Origin of the sequence: Streptomyces sp. NPDC057424 (assembly GCF_042803315.1) — a bacterium.
Taxonomy (GTDB): Bacteria; Actinomycetota; Actinomycetes; order Streptomycetales; family Streptomycetaceae; genus Streptomyces.
Map to the genome: position 1 here is coordinate 44,429 of NZ_JBHVCP010000022.1, position 16,179 is coordinate 60,607.

Here is a 16,179-nt window from a genome sequence, read left to right on the forward strand (position 1 = left end):
GGCGTGCCGTCAGCCCGTCTTCGGCGCCGGCACCTTGCTGACCGGCGCGGACGACGAGGCGAACTGCTCCGCCTGGAGCGCGTACAGCTCGGCGTAGAGCCCGCCGGTGGCCAGCAGCTCGTCCGGCGTCCCGGACTCCACGAGCCGGCCCTGGTCCAGGACGTGCACCAGATCCGCGTGCCGTACGGACGCCAGCCGGTGTGTGATCAGTACGACCGTCTGGCCGCTGTCGGCCAGGGCGCGGATCCGCTCGAAGACCTCCAGCTCGGCCCGGGCGTCCAGGGCCGCCGTCGGCTCGTCCACGATCAGGATGCGGCCCCTGCGGTAGGCCGCCCGGGCGATGCCCAGCCGCTGCCACTGGCCCCCCGACAGTTCGTGCCCGCCGCTGAAGTTGCGGGCGAGCAGTGTGTCCAGCCCGCGTGGCAGGTCCGCGAGCACCGTCTCCGCCCCGGCCTCGGCGACCGACGCGGCCAGCCGGTCCTCGCACACGGGCACCGAGGGACGCCCCAGGGCGACGTTCACCCGGGCCGTGAACGGCCACCGCTTGAAGTCCTGCGCCACCATCGCGATCCGCTCGGCCAGCCGGTGCCGGTCCGCGGTCGCCGCGTCCACGCCGTCCCACAGGATCCGCCCCCGTTCCGGCTTGTACAGCCCTGCGAGCAGCTTGACCAGTGTCGTCTTTCCTGAGCCGTTCTCGCCGACCAGTGCCACGATCCGGCCCAGCGGCAGGCTGAGCGTCACGTCGTCGAGCGCGGGGCGGGCCGAGTCGCCCGGGTAGCGAAACGTGACGTTCTCGAAGCGGATCTCGCGAGGATCCTCCGGCAGCGGCGCGCCGCCCGCAGGGATCGCCCACTGGTCGGCCTCGGTGTACAGCCGATGCAGATCGCCGACGAAGAGCGCCTCTTCGTGCAGCGCGTTGACCTCCACCACGAGCGTGTCCAGGCTCTGCGAGCCGGTCCGGATCGCGATCACGGCCGTACCCGCGACGGACAGGGCCATCGCGCCCGCCAGCAGCAGCCCGCCCAGCGTCGCGTACGTCGCCGCCGTCGCCAGGCCCGTCCACGCCGCCGCGATCAGACCCGTGCGCGCGGCGAGCCCGGCCAGGCGGGCCTGCTCGGCCTCGGCCGTCTCCGACATCGCCCGGAAGTGCCGCAGCAGGAAGGAGCCCACCCCGTGCACCCGGATCTCGGGAGCCGCCTCCGGCTCGATCAGCAGGCTGCCCAGCAGCCGGCCCGCCCGGGCGTGCTGCACCCAGGCGTGGAAGGACTCGTAGCGCCGCCGGGCGACGGTCAGCGCGCTCCAGGCGCTCGGCAGGGTCATCGTGACCAGCAGCGGCAGCAGGGCCGGGTGCAGCACGGTCAGCACGCCCGCCGCCGCGACCAGCGAGATCATCGCGTTGATCACACGCGTCCCGTAGGAGATCATCCGGCGCGCAGAGGCGGCGCCGTACTGCGCGGTGTCCAGCAGTTTGTGGAAGGCGTGGTCCTCGATCGCGGCCAGCTCCACGGCCGCGGCCCGCTCCAGGTACCGTTCGGTCGCCACCCGCTCCACCTTGGGCTCAAGCCGGCCGGTCGCGTAGGTGCTAGCGGCCCGCAGCAGGGCCGCGAGGAACATCACGACGGCCAACGTGACCAGGGCGGGGACGGCTCCGCGCAGCCGGTCGTCGATCTCCCCGCCGCCCATCAGCCGGGCCAGCACGCTGTTCACCGCGAGCAGGCTCACCGCCTGCGCCACGCCCCGGCCCGCCTCGGCGGCCAGCACGATCCGCGCGGCGCCCCGGTCGGCCTGCCGGGCGAGCCGGAGGCTGGACGCGAGCAGGGACGGCAACCGGGTGATCATGGCCCGGAAGTTCAGCTCCAGGAACGCGTCGGCGTGCTGGTTCCAGCCCATGTCGTAGCGCAGCGGTCCGCCGAAGAGCAGCCGCTCCGACTCGGACACCTCCGGCGCGGTCCGCTTCTTCCCCACCGTCCACCGACCTCCCCGCCTCGTCCCCCGCCTGTGAGCGGCCCACTATCGCGGCGCGGAGCCCGCCCCGGGCAGGGCGCAGCCCGGGGCGCCGGAGGCGCGCGGGCGCACGACCTGGCCGGGGGGAGGTGCGCGGCGGCGCGGGGGTGTGGGGCGGTGTGGAGGCTGGTGGCCACGCCGGGGGAGCGGACGGGGGGAGCGCCTGGTGCGGCGGTGGGGAGGCGGGGGCCGGTCGTGCGGGGGCTGTTGTGCCGGGGCTTGTCGTGCGAGGGGCGGGGCGGAGCCGGAGGCGCAGACCGGGGAGGCGGTGGCCGGTCGTGGGGCGGTGCCGTGTGGGGCCGGTCGTGGGGGCGGTCTGGCGAGCGGGGCCGGCGTGCGGAGGCCGGACGGGCAAGGGCCGGTCGTGCGGGCCACGCCGTGCGGAGATCGGGCGCGCGAAGGGCGGTCGTGCGGGCCGGGCCGCGGCGCTGCCGTACCAAGGCAGGTCAGGCCAAGACCGGTCAAGCCAAGGCCGCTCAAGCGCAGGCCGTTCGGAGTCTGGCCTACGCGCTGACCGTGCGGGACCAGGACGGGGCCGTTCCCGTCACGCGGCACAGCGCCAGGTAGAGGGGTATCGGCGGGGTGTACGGAAGCGTGCCGTCCGGGCGGTGGATCAGGTCGGGGACCTCCGGCAGATCCGGGACGACCGCGCCGGTGACGTACCGCGCCGGGGCGGGCCACTCCAGGGCGTGGTCGGAGTCGGACGGCACCAGCCACCACCAGTGCGTCCCGTCGGCGTAGACGCAGCCCACACGGGGCAGTCGCGGCATGACCAGCGGGCCGACACGGGCGGGGACCGCGACCGCGTCGCAACCGAGCGGGGCGGTCATGCCGCCGGGAACGGGCAGCCGCAGGGCCGGGCCCGGGGTGCGCAGTCCGCGCCGGACGCGCACCAGCGTGTCCAGGTTCAGCACGCGGCCTCCCTGCGCGGGGCTCATGCGTGCCCCCGCTCTCGACGGCGCTCCTGCGGAGGGACCTCCGGGGCGCTCCGCGTGTGGTGCGCCTGGCTGGCTTCGTCCCCGTCGTCCGGGTCGTCGGACGGGCCGGGCTTGGGACGGGCGCCCCAGCCCAGGTCGCTCCGCGGCTCGGCCGGATCGTCCGGTGTGTCCGCCGTGCGCGGCAGCTCGGCCCAGACCAGCAGGCCGGGGCCGTTCTCGTGGGCACCCCAGGAATGGCAGAGGGCGTCGACGAGAAGCAGTCCCCTCCCGTGCTCCTCCTCGGGCCGTGTCCGGCTGGCGGCGTGGGGCTGACCCGGGGCGCAGCCCTCGTCGCGCACGGCTATCCGCACCAGGTCGTCACCGTCGTGCAGCTCGCACACTATGTGGGTGCTCGCCGTGTGCACGATGGCGTTGGTGACCAGCTCGGAAACCACCAGGGCTGCGCTGTCGCACGTGTCCTCGCACACCGACCAGCCCGTCAGCCGGGCCCGTGTCAGGCGTCTGGCCTGAGCGGGAGAACCCGGATGTGCGGCCAGCTCGAAACGGAACCGGCGCCCGGCAGCGGCCCCGAGGGGGGCCTCTCCCGTGGCGGCGCCAAGCCGGGGAGGGCTTGCGGCGGCGTCTGTTCCTAAGGGCGCGGACGGAATCACGCTTGCCACTATCGCCCCGCCGTGAACACTTGGCAAGTGTCACTCTGAAAATTGCAGAGTGCTGTGTGACGGTCTGGAAGGCCGTGGCACACTGCTCGCAACAGCACCCCACGCGGCGCCAGTTGAGATCGTCGAAGATTCGTTCGGAACGTTTGTTCGGATCAGTACTTCGAAAGGGTCCTCGAATGGCGCCGCCGGGCTGTCAGCGTTCTTTTGTGGCCGGCTCGTCAGAACTCTTCGTGGAGGTGGAGCGTGAGTGAACCGCGGTCCGCACCGACGGTCGGTCAGGTCGTTCTCGGCCGACGCCTGTTGGACCTGAGGGAACGCGCGGGGATGAAGCGCGAGGAGGCCGCACGCATCCTCCGCGTCGCCCCCGCCACGGTGCGTCGTATGGAGACGGCCGAGGTCGCGCTCAAAATCCCGTATCTGCAACTGCTCCTCAAGGCCTACGGAATCTCCGATGAGGAGGCCGAGGCCTTCGTCCAGCTGGCCGAGGATGCCAACAGGCCCGGCTGGTGGCAGCGTTTCCACGACATCCTGCCCGGCTGGTTCTCGATGTACGTGAGTCTGGAGGGCGCGGCCGCCGTCATCCGCAGTTACGAGCCCCATTTCGTCCCCGGGCTGCTGCAGACCGAGGACTACGCGCGCGGGGTGCTCCGGTCGGGCGCCATCGGCCAGACCCGGCCCGAGGACATCGAGCGCCACGTCGCCCTGCGCATGCGGCGCCAGAACCTGCTCACCCGCGAGGACGCGCCCCGGCTGTGGGTCGTGATGGACGAGACCGCGCTGCGGCGCCCGGTCGGCGGCCCGGAGGTGATGCGCGCCCAGATCGACAGACTGCTCGACGCCACGAAGCTGCCCAACGTGACCCTGCAGATCGCCCCGTTCGCCAATGGGCCGCACCCGGGCACGTACGGGCCGTTCGTGCTGTTCCGATTCGCCGTGCCCGAACTGCCGGACATGGTCTACAGCGAGTACCTGACCGGCGCGGTCTATCTCGACGCGCGCACCGAGGTGGCGACCCACCTCGAGGTCATGGACCGCATGGCGGCGCAGGCCGCTACGGCACATCGCACGAAGGAGATCCTCCGGGACCTCCGCAAGGAGCTGTAATGGATCGCATCAAGCCGCGCAAACACGTCTACAACGGCATGCCCGCGCGTGACTTGGGCAGCGAAGGCTGGCACAAGCCGTGGAGCGGCGGAAACGGAGGCAACTGCCTGGAGGCGATGAAACTCGCCGACGGCCGGATCGCCCTCCGGCAGTCCACCGACCCGGACGGTCCGGCGCTCATCTACACCACCGACGAGATGACGGCCTTCATCGAGGGGGCCAAGGCGGGGGAGGCGGACTTCCTGCTGTCCTGACGTGATTGCCGTTGCTGTCGCTCGACTTCCTGACGTTGCCATTGAATCGCTGGTGCTGAATTGACCACCACCTGGCCTCACGGAGTGCCTCATGACCGGGCAGGACTCCACGTCGGCCGTCCAGATCGACACCACCGGACCCCATTCCGCGCGGATGTACGACTGGTACCTGAGCGGTAAGGACAACCACCCGGTCGACGAGGAGATGGGCGTGTTGCCCCGGGCCGGTCACGGCGGTGGCAGTGCACCGCACAGCGCCTCCAGGGCCGGCCCGTAGGCGTGCTCGGAGGGGGTCGCGTACCCCACGACGAGCCCGTCGCCCACCGGCATGTCCGTCCCCGGGTGCCGGAACGCGGCGAGACCGTCGAGGGCGATGCCCTGCCAGGCGGCGGCCTTGACCGCGGATGCCTCGGTGCCGGGCGGCAGCCGCAGCACCGCGTGCAGCCCGGCCGCGACGCCGGTGGCCTCGATGTGCGGCGCGTGCTCGGCGAGCGCCGTGACGAGCCGGTCCCGGCGGCTGCGGTAGCGCTGCCGCATCCGTCGCACGTGCCGGTCGTACGATCCGGAGGCGATGAAGTCCGCCAGGCACAGCTGGTCGAGGACACTCGCCCAGGCCTCGCGCTCGCCCTTGGCGGCCACGACGGCGTCGACGTACCCCTCCGGGAGTACCATCCAGCCCAGCCGTACCGCGGGCGACAGGCTCTTGCTGACCGAACCGATGTGGATCACGCGCTCGGGGTCGAGGCCCTGGACGGCGCCGACCGGCTTGCGGTCGTAGCGGAACTCCCCGTCGTAGTCGTCCTCCAGGACCAGCCCGTCACGCGCGCGTGCCCAGTCGATCACGGCCGCCCGGCGCGCGGGATGCAGCGGGCCGCCGGTCGGGAACTGGTGCGCCGGCGTGAGCAGCACGGCACGCTCGCGCCCCAACCGGTCGACCCGCGCGCCGTGTTCGTCCAGGGGGAGCGGCACGGTCCGCACGCCGGCACCGGCCAGGACCTCCCGGTGGAACCCGAGCCCGTACGCCTCCACCGCGAGGGGCCCGCGCAGGACGCCGCCGCCGAACAGCAGCCGCAGGGCGTGCGCGAAGCCGGAACAGACCACGATCCGGCCCGGCTCGGTCCGCACACCACGCGCGCGTGCCAGGTACTCGGTGAGCGCCTCCCGCAGCTCCGGCCGGCCGGCGGGGTCGCCCGGCCCGAACACCTCGCTGGGCGCCTGCTGGAGGGCCCGCCGGTAGGAGGCCAGCCAGGCGGTGCGCGGGAAGGCGGAGGCATCCGGCGTGCCCTGCGTCAGGTCGTGCCGGGGGCCACGCGCGCGTGGGGGTGCCTTCTTGGGCACGCGGGCGGGCGGCCGCAACGGCTCGGCACTCCCCCATTGCCTGAAGGGCATGGGCGGTACCCCCATCGCGACCCGCGTCCCCGAGCCCTGCCGGGCGGTGAGCCAGCCCTCCGCGACGAGCTCCGCGTACGCGTCCGCCACCGTGTTGCGGGCGACGCCGAGGTCCGCCGCGAGCGAGCGGTACGGCGGCAGCCGCGTGCCCGGAGCCAGCCGCCCGCTGCGCACGGCCTCGCGCAGGGCCCGGATCAGCGCCGCCCGCCGGCCGCCCGGCCCGGTCAGCTCCAGATGCAGGTCGGCCCCGATCCGCTCAGCGGAATTGACCCACGAATTCGCCATGGAAATGCACCCTACAGTGGGTCTTTCCGGCTCGTAGGTTGAAGGGCATGACGACGAACACGAGCACGAACAGCACCGATGTGACGGCGACCCGGCTGGAGTTCGGCAAGTCCGCCCCGAAGGCCTTCAAGGCCCTCATCGCCTTCGACGCCGCGGCCCGAGAGGGCATCGACCCGGCCCTCGTCGAGCTGATCCAGATCCGCTCCTCGCACCTCAACCACTGTGCGTACTGCCTCCACATGCACACCAACGACGCCCGCAGGGCCGGCGAGAGCGAGGACCGGCTGCACATGGTCGCCGTGTGGCGCGAGGCCCGCCACTTCTTCACCGAGCGGGAGCAGGCGGCCCTCGCCCTCACGGACGCGATGACGCTCGTCGCCGACGCCGGCGTCCCGGACGCCGTCTACGCGCAGGCCGCCGCGCGGTTCGACGAGCGGGAACTGGCCCAGATCCTCGCCCTGATCTGCACGATCAACACCTGGAACCGGGTGGCGCTGGCGACGGCGAAGGTGGCGGGGACGGACGAGCGGTGATCGTCCCCGGGGTGGGGTGACGGCCTACGCCATCATGGGCCGGTCGTACGGCCCGATCGGTGCCGGCAGTCTCGAACCGCCCGTCAGATGCCGGTCGACGGCCGCCGCGACCGCCCGCCCCTCGGCGATCGCCCACACGATGAGCGACTGCCCCCGGGCCGCGTCACCCGCGGCGAACACCCCGGGCACGTTCGTGGCGAAACCGGAGTCCCGTGCGATCGTCCCGCGGGGCTCCATCTCCAGCCCCAGCTGGTCGACGAGCCCGTCCTCCCGGTCTGGCCCGGAGAAGCCGAGGGCGAGCAGCACGAGGTCGACCGGGAGCGTCCGCCCGGTGCCCTCCATCGGGCGGCGCCGCGCGTCCACCTCGACCAGGTGCAGCGACCGCACATGCCCCTGCGCGTCACCGTCGAAGCGCAGCGTGGACGCCGCGAACAGCCGTGCATCCGCGTCCGCCACCGGGGCGGTCCGCAGGTCACGGGCCTCTTCATGGGCGGCGGACAGCCGGTAGACCCGCATCGGGTACGTCGGCCAGGGCTCGGTGTTCTCGTCGCGCTCCGCGTCCGGCAGCGCGTAGATGTCCAGCTGGGTCACGGACGCGGCACCCTCGCGGACGGCCGTGCCCAGGCAGTCCGCCCCGGTGTCGCCGCCGCCGACGATGACGACGTGCTTCCCGGCGGCCGACATCGGGGACGTCTCCAGATCCCCCTCGCACACCCGGTTGGCCGACGGAAGGTACTCCATCGCCTGGTGGATGCCCGTCAGCTCCCGTCCCGGCACCCGGAGTTCACGCCACGCGGTCGCCCCGGTGGCGAGCACCACGGCGTCGTAGCGAGTCCGCAGTTCGTCGGCTTCGATGTCCCGTCCGACAGCCGTCGACGTCCGGAACTTCGTCCCCTCGGCCCGCATCTGCTCCAGCCGCCGCTCCAGATGGTGCTTCTCCATCTTGAACGCGGGGATGCCGTACCGCATCAGCCCGCCGAGCCGGTCGTCCCTCTCGTACACGGCCACCGTGTGCCCGGCCCGTGTCAGCTGCTGGGCCGCCGCCAGCCCGGTCGGGCCCGAGCCGATCACCGCGACCGTCTTGCCGGACAGCCGCTCCGGCGGCCTCGGCGGCGCGAAGCCCTGCTCCCAGGCCCGGTCGGCGATCGCGCACTCGACGTTCTTGATGGTGACGGCCGGCTGGTTGATCGCCAGCACACACCCCGCCTCGCACGGCGCCGGGCACAACCGGCCGGTGAACTCCGGGAAGTTGTTCGTGGCGTGCAGCCGGTCGGCGGCCGACCGCCAGTCCTCCCTGGACACCAGGTCGTTCCACTCGGGGATCAGGTTGCCCAGCGGGCAGGCGTCGTGGCAGAAGGGGATGCCGCAGTCCATGCAACGGTCGGCCTGCTTGCTGATGATCGGCAGCAGCGCCCCGGGGACGTAGACCTCGTCCCAGTCCCGGGCCCGTTCCTCGACCGGCCTGCGCGGCCAGTCCTGGCGGGGCGTGGTCATGAAACCCTTGGGATCGGCCATGGCCGTCTTCCTTGCGTGCGCGTGTGGCAGGCCGTGCGTCGTCGGGCGGCACTCTTCTCACTCGCCGTGCGGCACTCTTCTCGCCACGATACGTCTGCCTCCCGGACGCTGCCTGTCGCCGCCTGGCACAGGCGTCAGGTGAGGGCCAGCACGTACGCCAGCGCCGCCCCGGCCGAGGCGGCCGTGCGGACGTGGTTCCACAGCGTCCACTCGCGCACATACACCGGCCAGTACGCCGCCGCCTCCGGTGAGCCCGGCTCCAGCTCGGCCAGCGCGTCATTGCGCGGCACGTTCGCGACCATGGTCAGCCCGAACGAACCGAACAGGTACAGAGCGCTGCCCACCAGCAGCTCCGCCGTCCCCTCGTCCGGCCACAGCACGAACGTCACCACGGCGATCACCGCGCACAGCAAGGCCGACCCGAGGAACACGATCATGAAGGGCGGAGTCACAGCGGCCACGTTGATCGCTCTCATCGCCGCGACCCCCTGCGCGGGCGGCAGCATGCCGAGGCCCTGCATCACGAAGGTCGAGAACCCGCAGAACACCCCGGCCACCAGACCGGTCCCGAGCACACCCAGCACCGTCAGTACGTAGTACGGTCCGGCGATCATGTCCCTCTCCCGCCCGTCGAGCCGGGATCATGCCCGGCACCCTTCCTCACCACAAGGGAATTCCCGTACAAGCACAGTGACCATGGCCGAGAGGAGCGGGGCCATGCGCAGACGTCCTCATCCACCGAACGGCCCTGGCCGCCCGGTTTGACCGCCGCCGCCACGTCACCCCGCGGAACCGAGCCCCGCCTCGCTCCAGCCCCTCAGCACCGTCGCCACCGACGCCGCGATCCGCCGCCGCGCCTCGTGTCTGGGCACGCCGCTCATCAGCAGCCGGTCGTACGGCGTGTCCAGATGCCGCACGGACGCCACGACCGCCGAGGTCACCGCATCCCCGGTCAGGGCACGCCCCGCCGCGCTGCGGCCCACCCGCCCGCTGCCCCGCTCCGAGGCGTGCAGCGCGATGGCCCGCGCCCGACCGGCCGGGCACCCCGGAAACAGCCGGACGATCTCCGTCGTGAACGCCTGGGCGAACAGGGCGTCCTGAGCCGCCCGGCGCCGCGCGTCCCGCATCCGGCGCCGCCGTCTCGCCTCGGCGTCCGCGAGACACCGCCGCTCGGCCCGCGCCAGCGCCGCCTCCTCGACCAGAACCCCCTGCCTCTCGTACCGGCTCCTGCGCCGGTTGAACCGCACGACCACCGCCGACAGCGTGCTCTCCTCACGAGATCTGCGCGTCAGCGCGGTGTCGCCGCTCGCCAGGAACACCAGATGCCCGAGGTCGGCGCAGTCGAGGCAGCGCGGGGTGCCGTCCTCGAGGACGAGCAGCGGCAGCGGCCCTCGCCGGCACTCGGCGCAGTACCGCCGCCTGAGGGGCTGGAAGACGAGAAGTCCGGCGAAGGGCGGAGGTGTCGCGCGGGGGACCATAGGGGGTTCATTCCCCCTGACGGCGGCGCGAACTGCGCATGCCACGACAGACCCTGGCGGTCCGGTCGCCGCCCTGTGCGGGCCCCGCGGGCGGGACGCCTCCGGCCCCGGCTGACGCATCATGGGCCGTGTGCGACTCGAAGCGATCACCTGGGAACGGCTCGGCGACCTGCTCGCCGAGCGCGTGCTCGATCTGAAGCCCGCCGACGGCAGCCCCTGGCCGCGCATCGCCTTCGACGGCGCCCCGGCCGCCCGCCCCGGAGATCTCGCCCACCGTGTCTGCGATGCGCTGCGCATACGCGGCCGCTCCTCGCTCGTCGTCGGCACGGAGGGCTTTCTGCGCCCCGCCTCCGTCCGGCTGGAGTACGGCCACCAGGACGTCGAGGCCTACTACAGCGGCTGGTACGACACCGGTGCCCTGTGGCGCGAGGTGTTCGGCCCGCTCGAGGCCGACGGCGACGGCCGCGTCCTGCCCGACCTGTGGGACCCGGCCGCCGACCGCGCCACCCGCAGCCCTTATACCGAACTCCCTCCGGGCGGTGTGCTGTTGCTGCACGGTCCCTTCCTCCTCCGGCACTGGTTCCCCTTCGATCTGAGCGTCCACGTCCTCCTCTCCCCGGGCGCCCTGCGCCGCCGCACACCCGAGGCCGGGCACTGGACTCTCCCGGCCTTCGAGCGCTACGAGCACGAGACGGACCCGGCGGGCACGGCGGACGTCCTCGTGCGGGCCGACGATCCGCGCCGTCCGGCGTGGGGCGGCTGAGCCACAGGCCGGTGCCCGGCGCCGGGTGGTGGTGGGCATGCGTGCGCGGGCTTCCGTGTGCGGGCATCCGGTGGCGCGGCGAGAATGAAGGGCGCCGGGACTCGCGGCGCGTCCCGTGCCGCGCCGGCCGTACGGCACCGGGAGGTACTCCATGACCACCGCCGGAGACATCATGCACCGCGGCGCCCAGTGGATCCCCGCCCACGAAACCCTCGACCGCGCCGCCCAGCTCATGCGCGAGCTGAACGTCGGCGCCCTGCCCATCAGCGACGAGAACGAGCGGCTCTGCGGCATTCTCACCGACCGCGACATCGTCGTCGGCTGCGTAGCCATGGGCCACGACCCCGCCAGGATCACCGCGGGCGAGATGGCCAAGGGCACGCCCCGCTGGATCGAAGCGGACGCCGATGTCAGCGAGGTGCTCCACGAGATGCGGGAGCACCAGATCCGCCGGCTGCCCGTGATCCGGGACAAGCGTCTGGTCGGCATGATCAGCGAAGCCGACCTGGCCCGGCATCTCGCGAAGGACCAGATCGCCTCATGGGCGGAGAGCGTCTACGCCACGACCGCCGTGCACTGACCTCGCGGATCTCCTCGCAGGCGCCCCTCGGCCCTCCGCGGGCCGCGTCAGAGCCAGCCGCTGCGCCGGAACCCCCGGTACAGCGCGAGACACGCGACGGATATCACGCCGATGACCATGCCGTAGCCGTACCGCCAGTGCAGCTCCGGCATGTGGTCGAAGTTCATGCCGTAGACCCCGCAGACCATCGTCGGCACGGCGACGATCGCGGCCCACGCCGTGATCTTCCGCATGTCCTCGTTCTGCGCGACGGTGACCTGCGCGAGGTGCGCCTGCAGGATGGAGTTGAGCAGTTCGTCGAAGGCGGCGATCTGCTCCTTCGCCCGCAGCAGATGGTCCGAGACGTCGCGGAAGTACGCCTGTATCTCCGGGTCGACCACCCGGATCGGCCGTGTGGCGAGATCTTCGAGCGGCCGGCTGAGCGGCACCACCGCCCGCTTCAGTTCGAGCAGTTCACGCTTGAGCTGGTAGATGCGCCCCGGGTCGGTCCGCGCGCCGGTCTCCGAGAACACGTCCGTCTCGACCTGGTCGATGTCCGCGTGCACCGAGTCCGTGACCGTCAGGTAGTCGTCGACCACGTGGTCCGCGATCGCGTGCAGCACCGCCGACGGGCCCTTGGCGAGCTGGCCGGGATCGGATTCCAGCTCCTCGCGCAGCGGGCCCAGCGAACCGTGCCGGCCGTGCCGCACCGTGATCACGAAGTCCGCGCCGACGAACACCATGATCTCGCCGGTGTTCACCACCTCGCTGGTGGCCGTCAGTTCCTCGTGTTCGACGTAGCAGACCGTCTTGAACACCGCGAAGAGCGTCTCGCCGTAGCGCTCCAGCTTGGGGCGCTGGTGGGCCTCGACCGCGTCCTCGACGGCCAGCGGGTGCAGGTCGAAGAGCTCGGCGATGCCCGCGAACTCCTGATCGGTGGGCTCGTGCAGACCGAGCCAGACGAAGCCCTCCCGGGTCTTGCGCATCCGCTCCACGGTGTCCGCCAGATCGCCGTGCGCGGGGGTGCGGACGCCCTCCCGGTACGTCACGCAGTTCACCACCGAGGAGCCCAGCGGGGACCGGGCCGGGTGACTCAGGTCGACGCGCGGGCGCCGCCGGGCCAGCCGAGCCACCTTGCGAAGACCACCGACCCCACCGAGGCTCGTGACCTTCCGCAGATTCCCTGCCATGGACATCCGGATCTCCCTGCGTGGAACTCATCGCGCCGTTCCTGCGCCTTGGCGCGTCAGTCTGCCAGGCCTGCGTGAGCTGCGGGTAAGCCTGTGGAAACGACCCAATCCGCTTGGTTCCCCGCTGTGGACGAACGACGCGCGGCGCCCCGGTCCGGCCCGGTGGGCGCAGGCCCCTGCCGGGCGGTTCTCGGTGGGGTGGCGTCCGACGCGGTTCTCTGTGCCGGAGAGTCGACGGGTATGGATAAGTCGGACAAGTGGGATGATCGCGGCATGATGCGAACCGACGGGCACCTCCTGGACCACCGGCAGACCGAGGCGGCAGAGCACTTCAGCGCCTTCGCCGCTCTCTTCGACCCCACGACGTTCCGGCACCTCGAAGCGCTCGGTGTCGGATCCGGCTGGCGGTGCTGGGAGGTCGGCGCGGGTACCACCGTGGTGTCCTGGCTGGCGAAGAAGGTCGGCCCGACCGGACGCGTCGTCGCGACGGACACCGACACCGCACGGCTCGCCTCCGCCGCCCGGCCACCCGTCGAGGTGCGGGCCCACGACCTCGGCGCGCAGGAGCCGCCGGGAGAGGGCTTCGACCTGGTGCACGCCCGCCTCGCCCTCGTGCACGTGACCGACCGGGAACGGGCGCTGCGGTCCATGGTCAAGGCTCTGCGCCCCGGCGGGCGCCTCCTCGTCGAGGACGCCGACCCCGCCCTCCAGCCTCTGCTCTGCCCCGACGAGCACGGTCCCGAGCAGCAGCTCGCGAACCGGCTGCGGCAGGGCTTCCGCCGGCTGCTCGCCGACCGCGGGACCGACCTGCCGTGCGGCCGCGCCCTGCCGCGACTGCTCCGGGACGCCGGGCTGACCCGGGTCCACGCCGACGCCTACTTCCCCCTCGCCTCGCCGGCCTGTGCGGCCCTTGAGTCCGCCACGATCCGCCAGATCCGCGACCAGCTCGTCACGGCAGGTCTCGCGACGGACCAGGACATCGACCGGCACCTCGGGAACGTCACGTCCGGCGCGCTCGATCTGACGACGGCACCGATGATCTCGGCGTGGGGGCGCAAGCAGTAGCCGGTGGCCGGTGGCATCGGTCCGGACCGGGGCGGTCAGCCCGGCACGGGCGGTCTGCCGCCCACCTGCTCCACTGCTCGCGCGCCCGCCCGGCAGCCCTCCGCCGCGGCGTCCTCCGGCCCGGCACCCGCGAGCAGGGCGGCGAGGAACGCGCCGGTGAAGGCGTCACCGGCGCCGGTCGTGTCCCGTGGTGTCGCCGGTACGGCCGGAACGCGGGCGCGGACTTTCCCCGAGCGGGCCACGAGTGCCCCCTCATGTCCCTGCTTGGCGACGACCAGCGGCACGCGCAGGCTCAGCTCGGCCGCCGCCTCGGCCGCGTCCGGCAGCCCTGTCAGCAGGCACGCCTCGTCCCGGCTGGGCAGCAGTACGTCCACGCCCTCGACGAGCGCCAGGAACCGTTCGGCGCCCAGCTCCGTGAGGAAGCCGGCCGACGCCGGGTCCAGACTCACCGGCACCCCACGCGCGCGTGCGGCTTTCAGAGCCACCGTCACCAGAGCCCGGCTCGACTCGGAGAACAGGAGGTAGCCCGACAGATGCAGCCGGGCCACGCCGTCGAGCAGCGCGTCCGACCAGTCGGCGGGCCCGAGCCGCAACGACGCGCCGCTGTCCGTGAGGAACGTCCGCTCCGCCGAAGCACCCCCGTCGACCATGCAGATCACCGTGCCGGTCGGCGCCAGCGGGTCGACGACGAGCCGCGCACGCACCCCCTGCGTGACGAGCTCCCGCTCGTGCCAAGCCGCCGCCTCCGCCCCCACGCGCCCCAGCAGCCGCACGTCCCCCGCCCCCCGGTGCGCCGCCCAGCACGCCACATTGGCGCCCGCCCCGCCCGCCACCGTCCGGATCGAGGCAGCCGTGTCCGTACCGGCCGCGAGCGGTCCTCTGTGCCGCGCGACCACGTCGGTGACGACGTCCCCGACGACCAGCAGCCCCGGGCCCACCGCCGAGCCCGCCGCCCCAGAACCCGGTCCCGCTCCCGCGCCACCGGCCACCGTCATCCCCGGGCCCAGGCCGCCGCGATCCGTGCCGCCAGGCGTACGTTCCCGCGGACCGCCGCCAGGTTGGCGCTCAGGGAGGCGCCGTCCGTGTGCCGCACGAGATGGTCGAGCAGGAAGGGCGTGACCGCCTGGCCGGTGACCCCCTCCTCCTCGCACGCGTGCAGCGCGTCCGCGAGCACGCGTGCGTGCAGGTCCGGATCGAGCTGCTCCTCCTCGGGGACGGGGTGGGCGACGATCAGCGCCGACTCCGGCCCGTCGAGTGCGTCCTGAGCCCGCATGACGCCCGCCACCTGCTCCGGCGTTTCCAGCGTCCAGTCCACCGGATGCCCCGAGTCGGAGAGGTAGAAGCCGGGGAACCGGCCGGTGCCGTAACCGGCCACCGCGACACCCAGCGTCTCCAGTCTCTGCAGCGTCGCCGGCACGTCCAGGATCGACTTCACCCCGGCACACACCACCGTGACACGCGTGCGCGCCAGCAGCCCGAGGTCGGCCGACTCGTCCTGCGTCACCGTCCACTCCCGGTGCACCCCGCCGAGCCCGCCCGTCGCGAAGACCCGCACGCCCGCCAGCGCCGCGAGCAGCGCGGTCGCCGACACCGTGGTCGCCCCGCTCGCCCCGGATGCCACCGCGAGCGGCAGATCACGGTGGCCGAGCTTGCGGATCCCGTCCTCGTTCGCGACCCGCTCCAGCTGCTCCTTGTCCAGGCCCACATGAGGACGTCCGTCCAGCACGGCGATCGTGGCGGGGACCGCGCCCTCCTGCCGTACCGCCGTCTCCAGTTCCAGCGCCACCTGGAGGTTGCGCGGCCGCGGCAGCCCGTGGGCGATGATCGTGGACTCCAGGGCCACGACCGGCCGGCGCGCGTCGATCGCCTCCCGCACTTCCTCGGACACCACCAGCACCACGCGCCTGCCTCCTGTCAGCCGGTCAGTCGTCTTCCCTCATCTCTGGCGGGCGGCACGCCGGGCCAAACCCTTGCGGGCCGGCGGAGTCGTCACGAGCCTTGGGTGCATGACGGACCACACAGCACGTCTCGACCACGTCGTCCTCTGGGTGCGCGACCCGCTCGCGGCCGCCGACTTCTACGAGAAGGCCGTCGGCATGGAGGCGGTCCGGCTCGCGGAGTTCGCGGCGGGCGAGGTGCCGTTCCCCTCCGTGCGCGTCAACGACGAGACCATCCTCGACCTCATGCCGCTGAGCTTCGCGGAGCGCATGACGATGCTGCCCGGCTCCGCCGACAGCGCGGGGCACCCGGTCAACCACGTCTGCCTGTCGCTGTCCCGCGGCGACTTCGACGCCCTCCTCAGCCGCCTGGTGGAACGTTCCGTACCCATGTCCGACCTCGCGCACGACTCCTTCGGAGCCCGGGGCAGGGCCACGCGCAGCTTCTACTTCCGCGACCCGGACGGCAACGTCTTCGAGGCCCGGCACTACGACTGACCCGGCCC

17 protein-coding genes and 1 pseudogene are annotated in these 16,179 nt (G+C 72.8%); 8 read left to right on the forward strand and 10 right to left on the reverse strand.

The genetic code is table 11. The features are described from left to right. Window positions 1–9: 9 nt before the first annotated feature. The 3 genes from ACFU3E_RS19285 to ACFU3E_RS19295 all read right to left on the reverse strand — a co-directional run bounded on the left by ACFU3E_RS19285 (window position 10) and on the right by ACFU3E_RS19295 (window position 3,628). The gene (locus tag ACFU3E_RS19285) at window positions 10–1,965 is read right to left on the reverse strand and encodes an ABC transporter ATP-binding protein (RefSeq protein ID WP_384159251.1); all 1,956 of its coding nucleotides are present in this window, start codon (window positions 1,963–1,965) and stop codon (window positions 10–12) included. Window positions 1,966–2,507: 542 nt separating this feature from the next. Beyond that, on the reverse strand, window positions 2,508–2,942 hold the full coding sequence (locus ACFU3E_RS19290; protein ID WP_384159254.1) for a hypothetical protein: 435 nt from the start codon (window positions 2,940–2,942) through the stop codon (window positions 2,508–2,510). After that, window positions 2,939–3,628, reverse strand: a complete 690-nt coding sequence (locus tag ACFU3E_RS19295) for an ATP-binding protein (protein WP_384159257.1) — start codon at window positions 3,626–3,628, stop codon at window positions 2,939–2,941. Before ACFU3E_RS19295 ends, ACFU3E_RS19290 begins: the two co-directional genes overlap by 4 nt. 216 nt (window positions 3,629–3,844) lie before the next feature. Here ACFU3E_RS19295 and ACFU3E_RS19300 point away from each other — a divergent pair, with 216 nt between their 5' ends. The 3 genes and pseudogenes from ACFU3E_RS19300 to ACFU3E_RS19310 form a co-directional block, all read left to right on the forward strand. Further along, window positions 3,845–4,705, forward strand: a complete 861-nt coding sequence (locus ACFU3E_RS19300) for a helix-turn-helix transcriptional regulator (protein WP_384159260.1) — start codon at window positions 3,845–3,847, stop codon at window positions 4,703–4,705. Further along, window positions 4,705–4,959, forward strand: a complete 255-nt coding sequence (locus tag ACFU3E_RS19305) for a DUF397 domain-containing protein (RefSeq protein WP_030852880.1) — start codon at window positions 4,705–4,707, stop codon at window positions 4,957–4,959. The genes ACFU3E_RS19300 and ACFU3E_RS19305 overlap by 1 nt, the downstream gene beginning before the upstream one ends. Window positions 4,960–5,050: 91 nt before the next feature. Then, a pseudogene (locus ACFU3E_RS19310) lies at window positions 5,051–5,170 on the forward strand (SAM-dependent methyltransferase); the annotation flags it as partial. Window positions 5,171–5,187: 17 nt separating this feature from the next. Here the strand turns inward: ACFU3E_RS19310 and ACFU3E_RS19315 are convergent. After that, window positions 5,188–6,633, reverse strand: coding sequence for a PLP-dependent aminotransferase family protein (locus ACFU3E_RS19315; RefSeq protein WP_384159263.1), 1,446 nt, complete (start codon window positions 6,631–6,633; stop codon window positions 5,188–5,190). Between the two features lie 47 nt (window positions 6,634–6,680). Here ACFU3E_RS19315 and ACFU3E_RS19320 point away from each other — a divergent pair, with 47 nt between their 5' ends. Next, complete coding sequence (locus ACFU3E_RS19320) at window positions 6,681–7,166, forward strand: carboxymuconolactone decarboxylase family protein (RefSeq protein ID WP_384159266.1); 486 nt, start codon at window positions 6,681–6,683, stop codon at window positions 7,164–7,166. A gap of 24 nt (window positions 7,167–7,190) precedes the next feature. Here the strand turns inward: ACFU3E_RS19320 and ACFU3E_RS19325 are convergent, their stop codons facing one another. From ACFU3E_RS19325 to ACFU3E_RS19335, 3 genes are all read right to left on the reverse strand, one after another. Continuing rightward, the gene (locus ACFU3E_RS19325) at window positions 7,191–8,681 is read right to left on the reverse strand and encodes a glutamate synthase subunit beta (RefSeq protein ID WP_384159269.1); all 1,491 of its coding nucleotides are present in this window, start codon (window positions 8,679–8,681) and stop codon (window positions 7,191–7,193) included. Between the two features lie 134 nt (window positions 8,682–8,815). Next, window positions 8,816–9,295 carry a DUF1772 domain-containing protein gene (locus ACFU3E_RS19330; RefSeq protein WP_384159272.1) on the reverse strand — a complete coding sequence of 160 codons (480 nt, stop codon included), beginning with the start codon at window positions 9,293–9,295 and terminating at the stop codon, window positions 8,816–8,818. Window positions 9,296–9,460: 165 nt separating this feature from the next. Further along, complete coding sequence (locus tag ACFU3E_RS19335; protein WP_384159275.1) at window positions 9,461–10,159, reverse strand: DUF2293 domain-containing protein; 699 nt, start codon at window positions 10,157–10,159, stop codon at window positions 9,461–9,463. Between the two features lie 121 nt (window positions 10,160–10,280). On the opposite strand from ACFU3E_RS19335, the gene ACFU3E_RS19340 reads away from it, so the two are divergent. Together ACFU3E_RS19340 and ACFU3E_RS19345 are read left to right on the forward strand one after the other, a co-directional pair. Next, window positions 10,281–10,922, forward strand: a complete 642-nt coding sequence (locus tag ACFU3E_RS19340; protein ID WP_384159277.1) for a uridine kinase — start codon at window positions 10,281–10,283, stop codon at window positions 10,920–10,922. Window positions 10,923–11,073: 151 nt separating this feature from the next. Further along, window positions 11,074–11,502: a CBS domain-containing protein gene (locus ACFU3E_RS19345; RefSeq protein ID WP_384159280.1), complete on the forward strand. Its 429-nt coding sequence runs from the start codon at window positions 11,074–11,076 to the stop codon at window positions 11,500–11,502. A 47-nt stretch (window positions 11,503–11,549) separates the two neighbouring features. Here ACFU3E_RS19345 and ACFU3E_RS19350 read toward each other — a convergent pair whose 3' ends face one another. Beyond that, entirely contained in the window at window positions 11,550–12,677 is a 1,128-nt protein-coding gene (locus ACFU3E_RS19350) for a magnesium and cobalt transport protein CorA (protein ID WP_384159283.1), read from the reverse strand. A gap of 267 nt (window positions 12,678–12,944) precedes the next feature. Here ACFU3E_RS19350 and ACFU3E_RS19355 point away from each other — a divergent pair, with 267 nt between their 5' ends. After that, on the forward strand, window positions 12,945–13,736 hold the full coding sequence (locus ACFU3E_RS19355) for a methyltransferase (RefSeq protein ID WP_384159285.1): 792 nt from the start codon (window positions 12,945–12,947) through the stop codon (window positions 13,734–13,736). Window positions 13,737–13,771: 35 nt separating this feature from the next. On the opposite strand, the gene ACFU3E_RS19360 is transcribed toward ACFU3E_RS19355, so the two are convergent. After that, window positions 13,772–14,731: a carbohydrate kinase family protein gene (locus ACFU3E_RS19360; RefSeq protein ID WP_384159288.1), complete on the reverse strand. Its 960-nt coding sequence runs from the start codon at window positions 14,729–14,731 to the stop codon at window positions 13,772–13,774. Continuing rightward, window positions 14,728–15,636, reverse strand: a complete 909-nt coding sequence (locus ACFU3E_RS19365; protein ID WP_384159291.1) for a pseudouridine-5'-phosphate glycosidase — start codon at window positions 15,634–15,636, stop codon at window positions 14,728–14,730. Before ACFU3E_RS19365 ends, ACFU3E_RS19360 begins: the two co-directional genes overlap by 4 nt. A 106-nt stretch (window positions 15,637–15,742) precedes the next feature. Between ACFU3E_RS19365 and ACFU3E_RS19370 the strand changes: the two genes are divergently transcribed. Then, complete coding sequence (locus ACFU3E_RS19370) at window positions 15,743–16,171, forward strand: VOC family protein (protein WP_384159294.1); 429 nt, start codon at window positions 15,743–15,745, stop codon at window positions 16,169–16,171. Window positions 16,172–16,179: the final 8 nt, after the last annotated feature.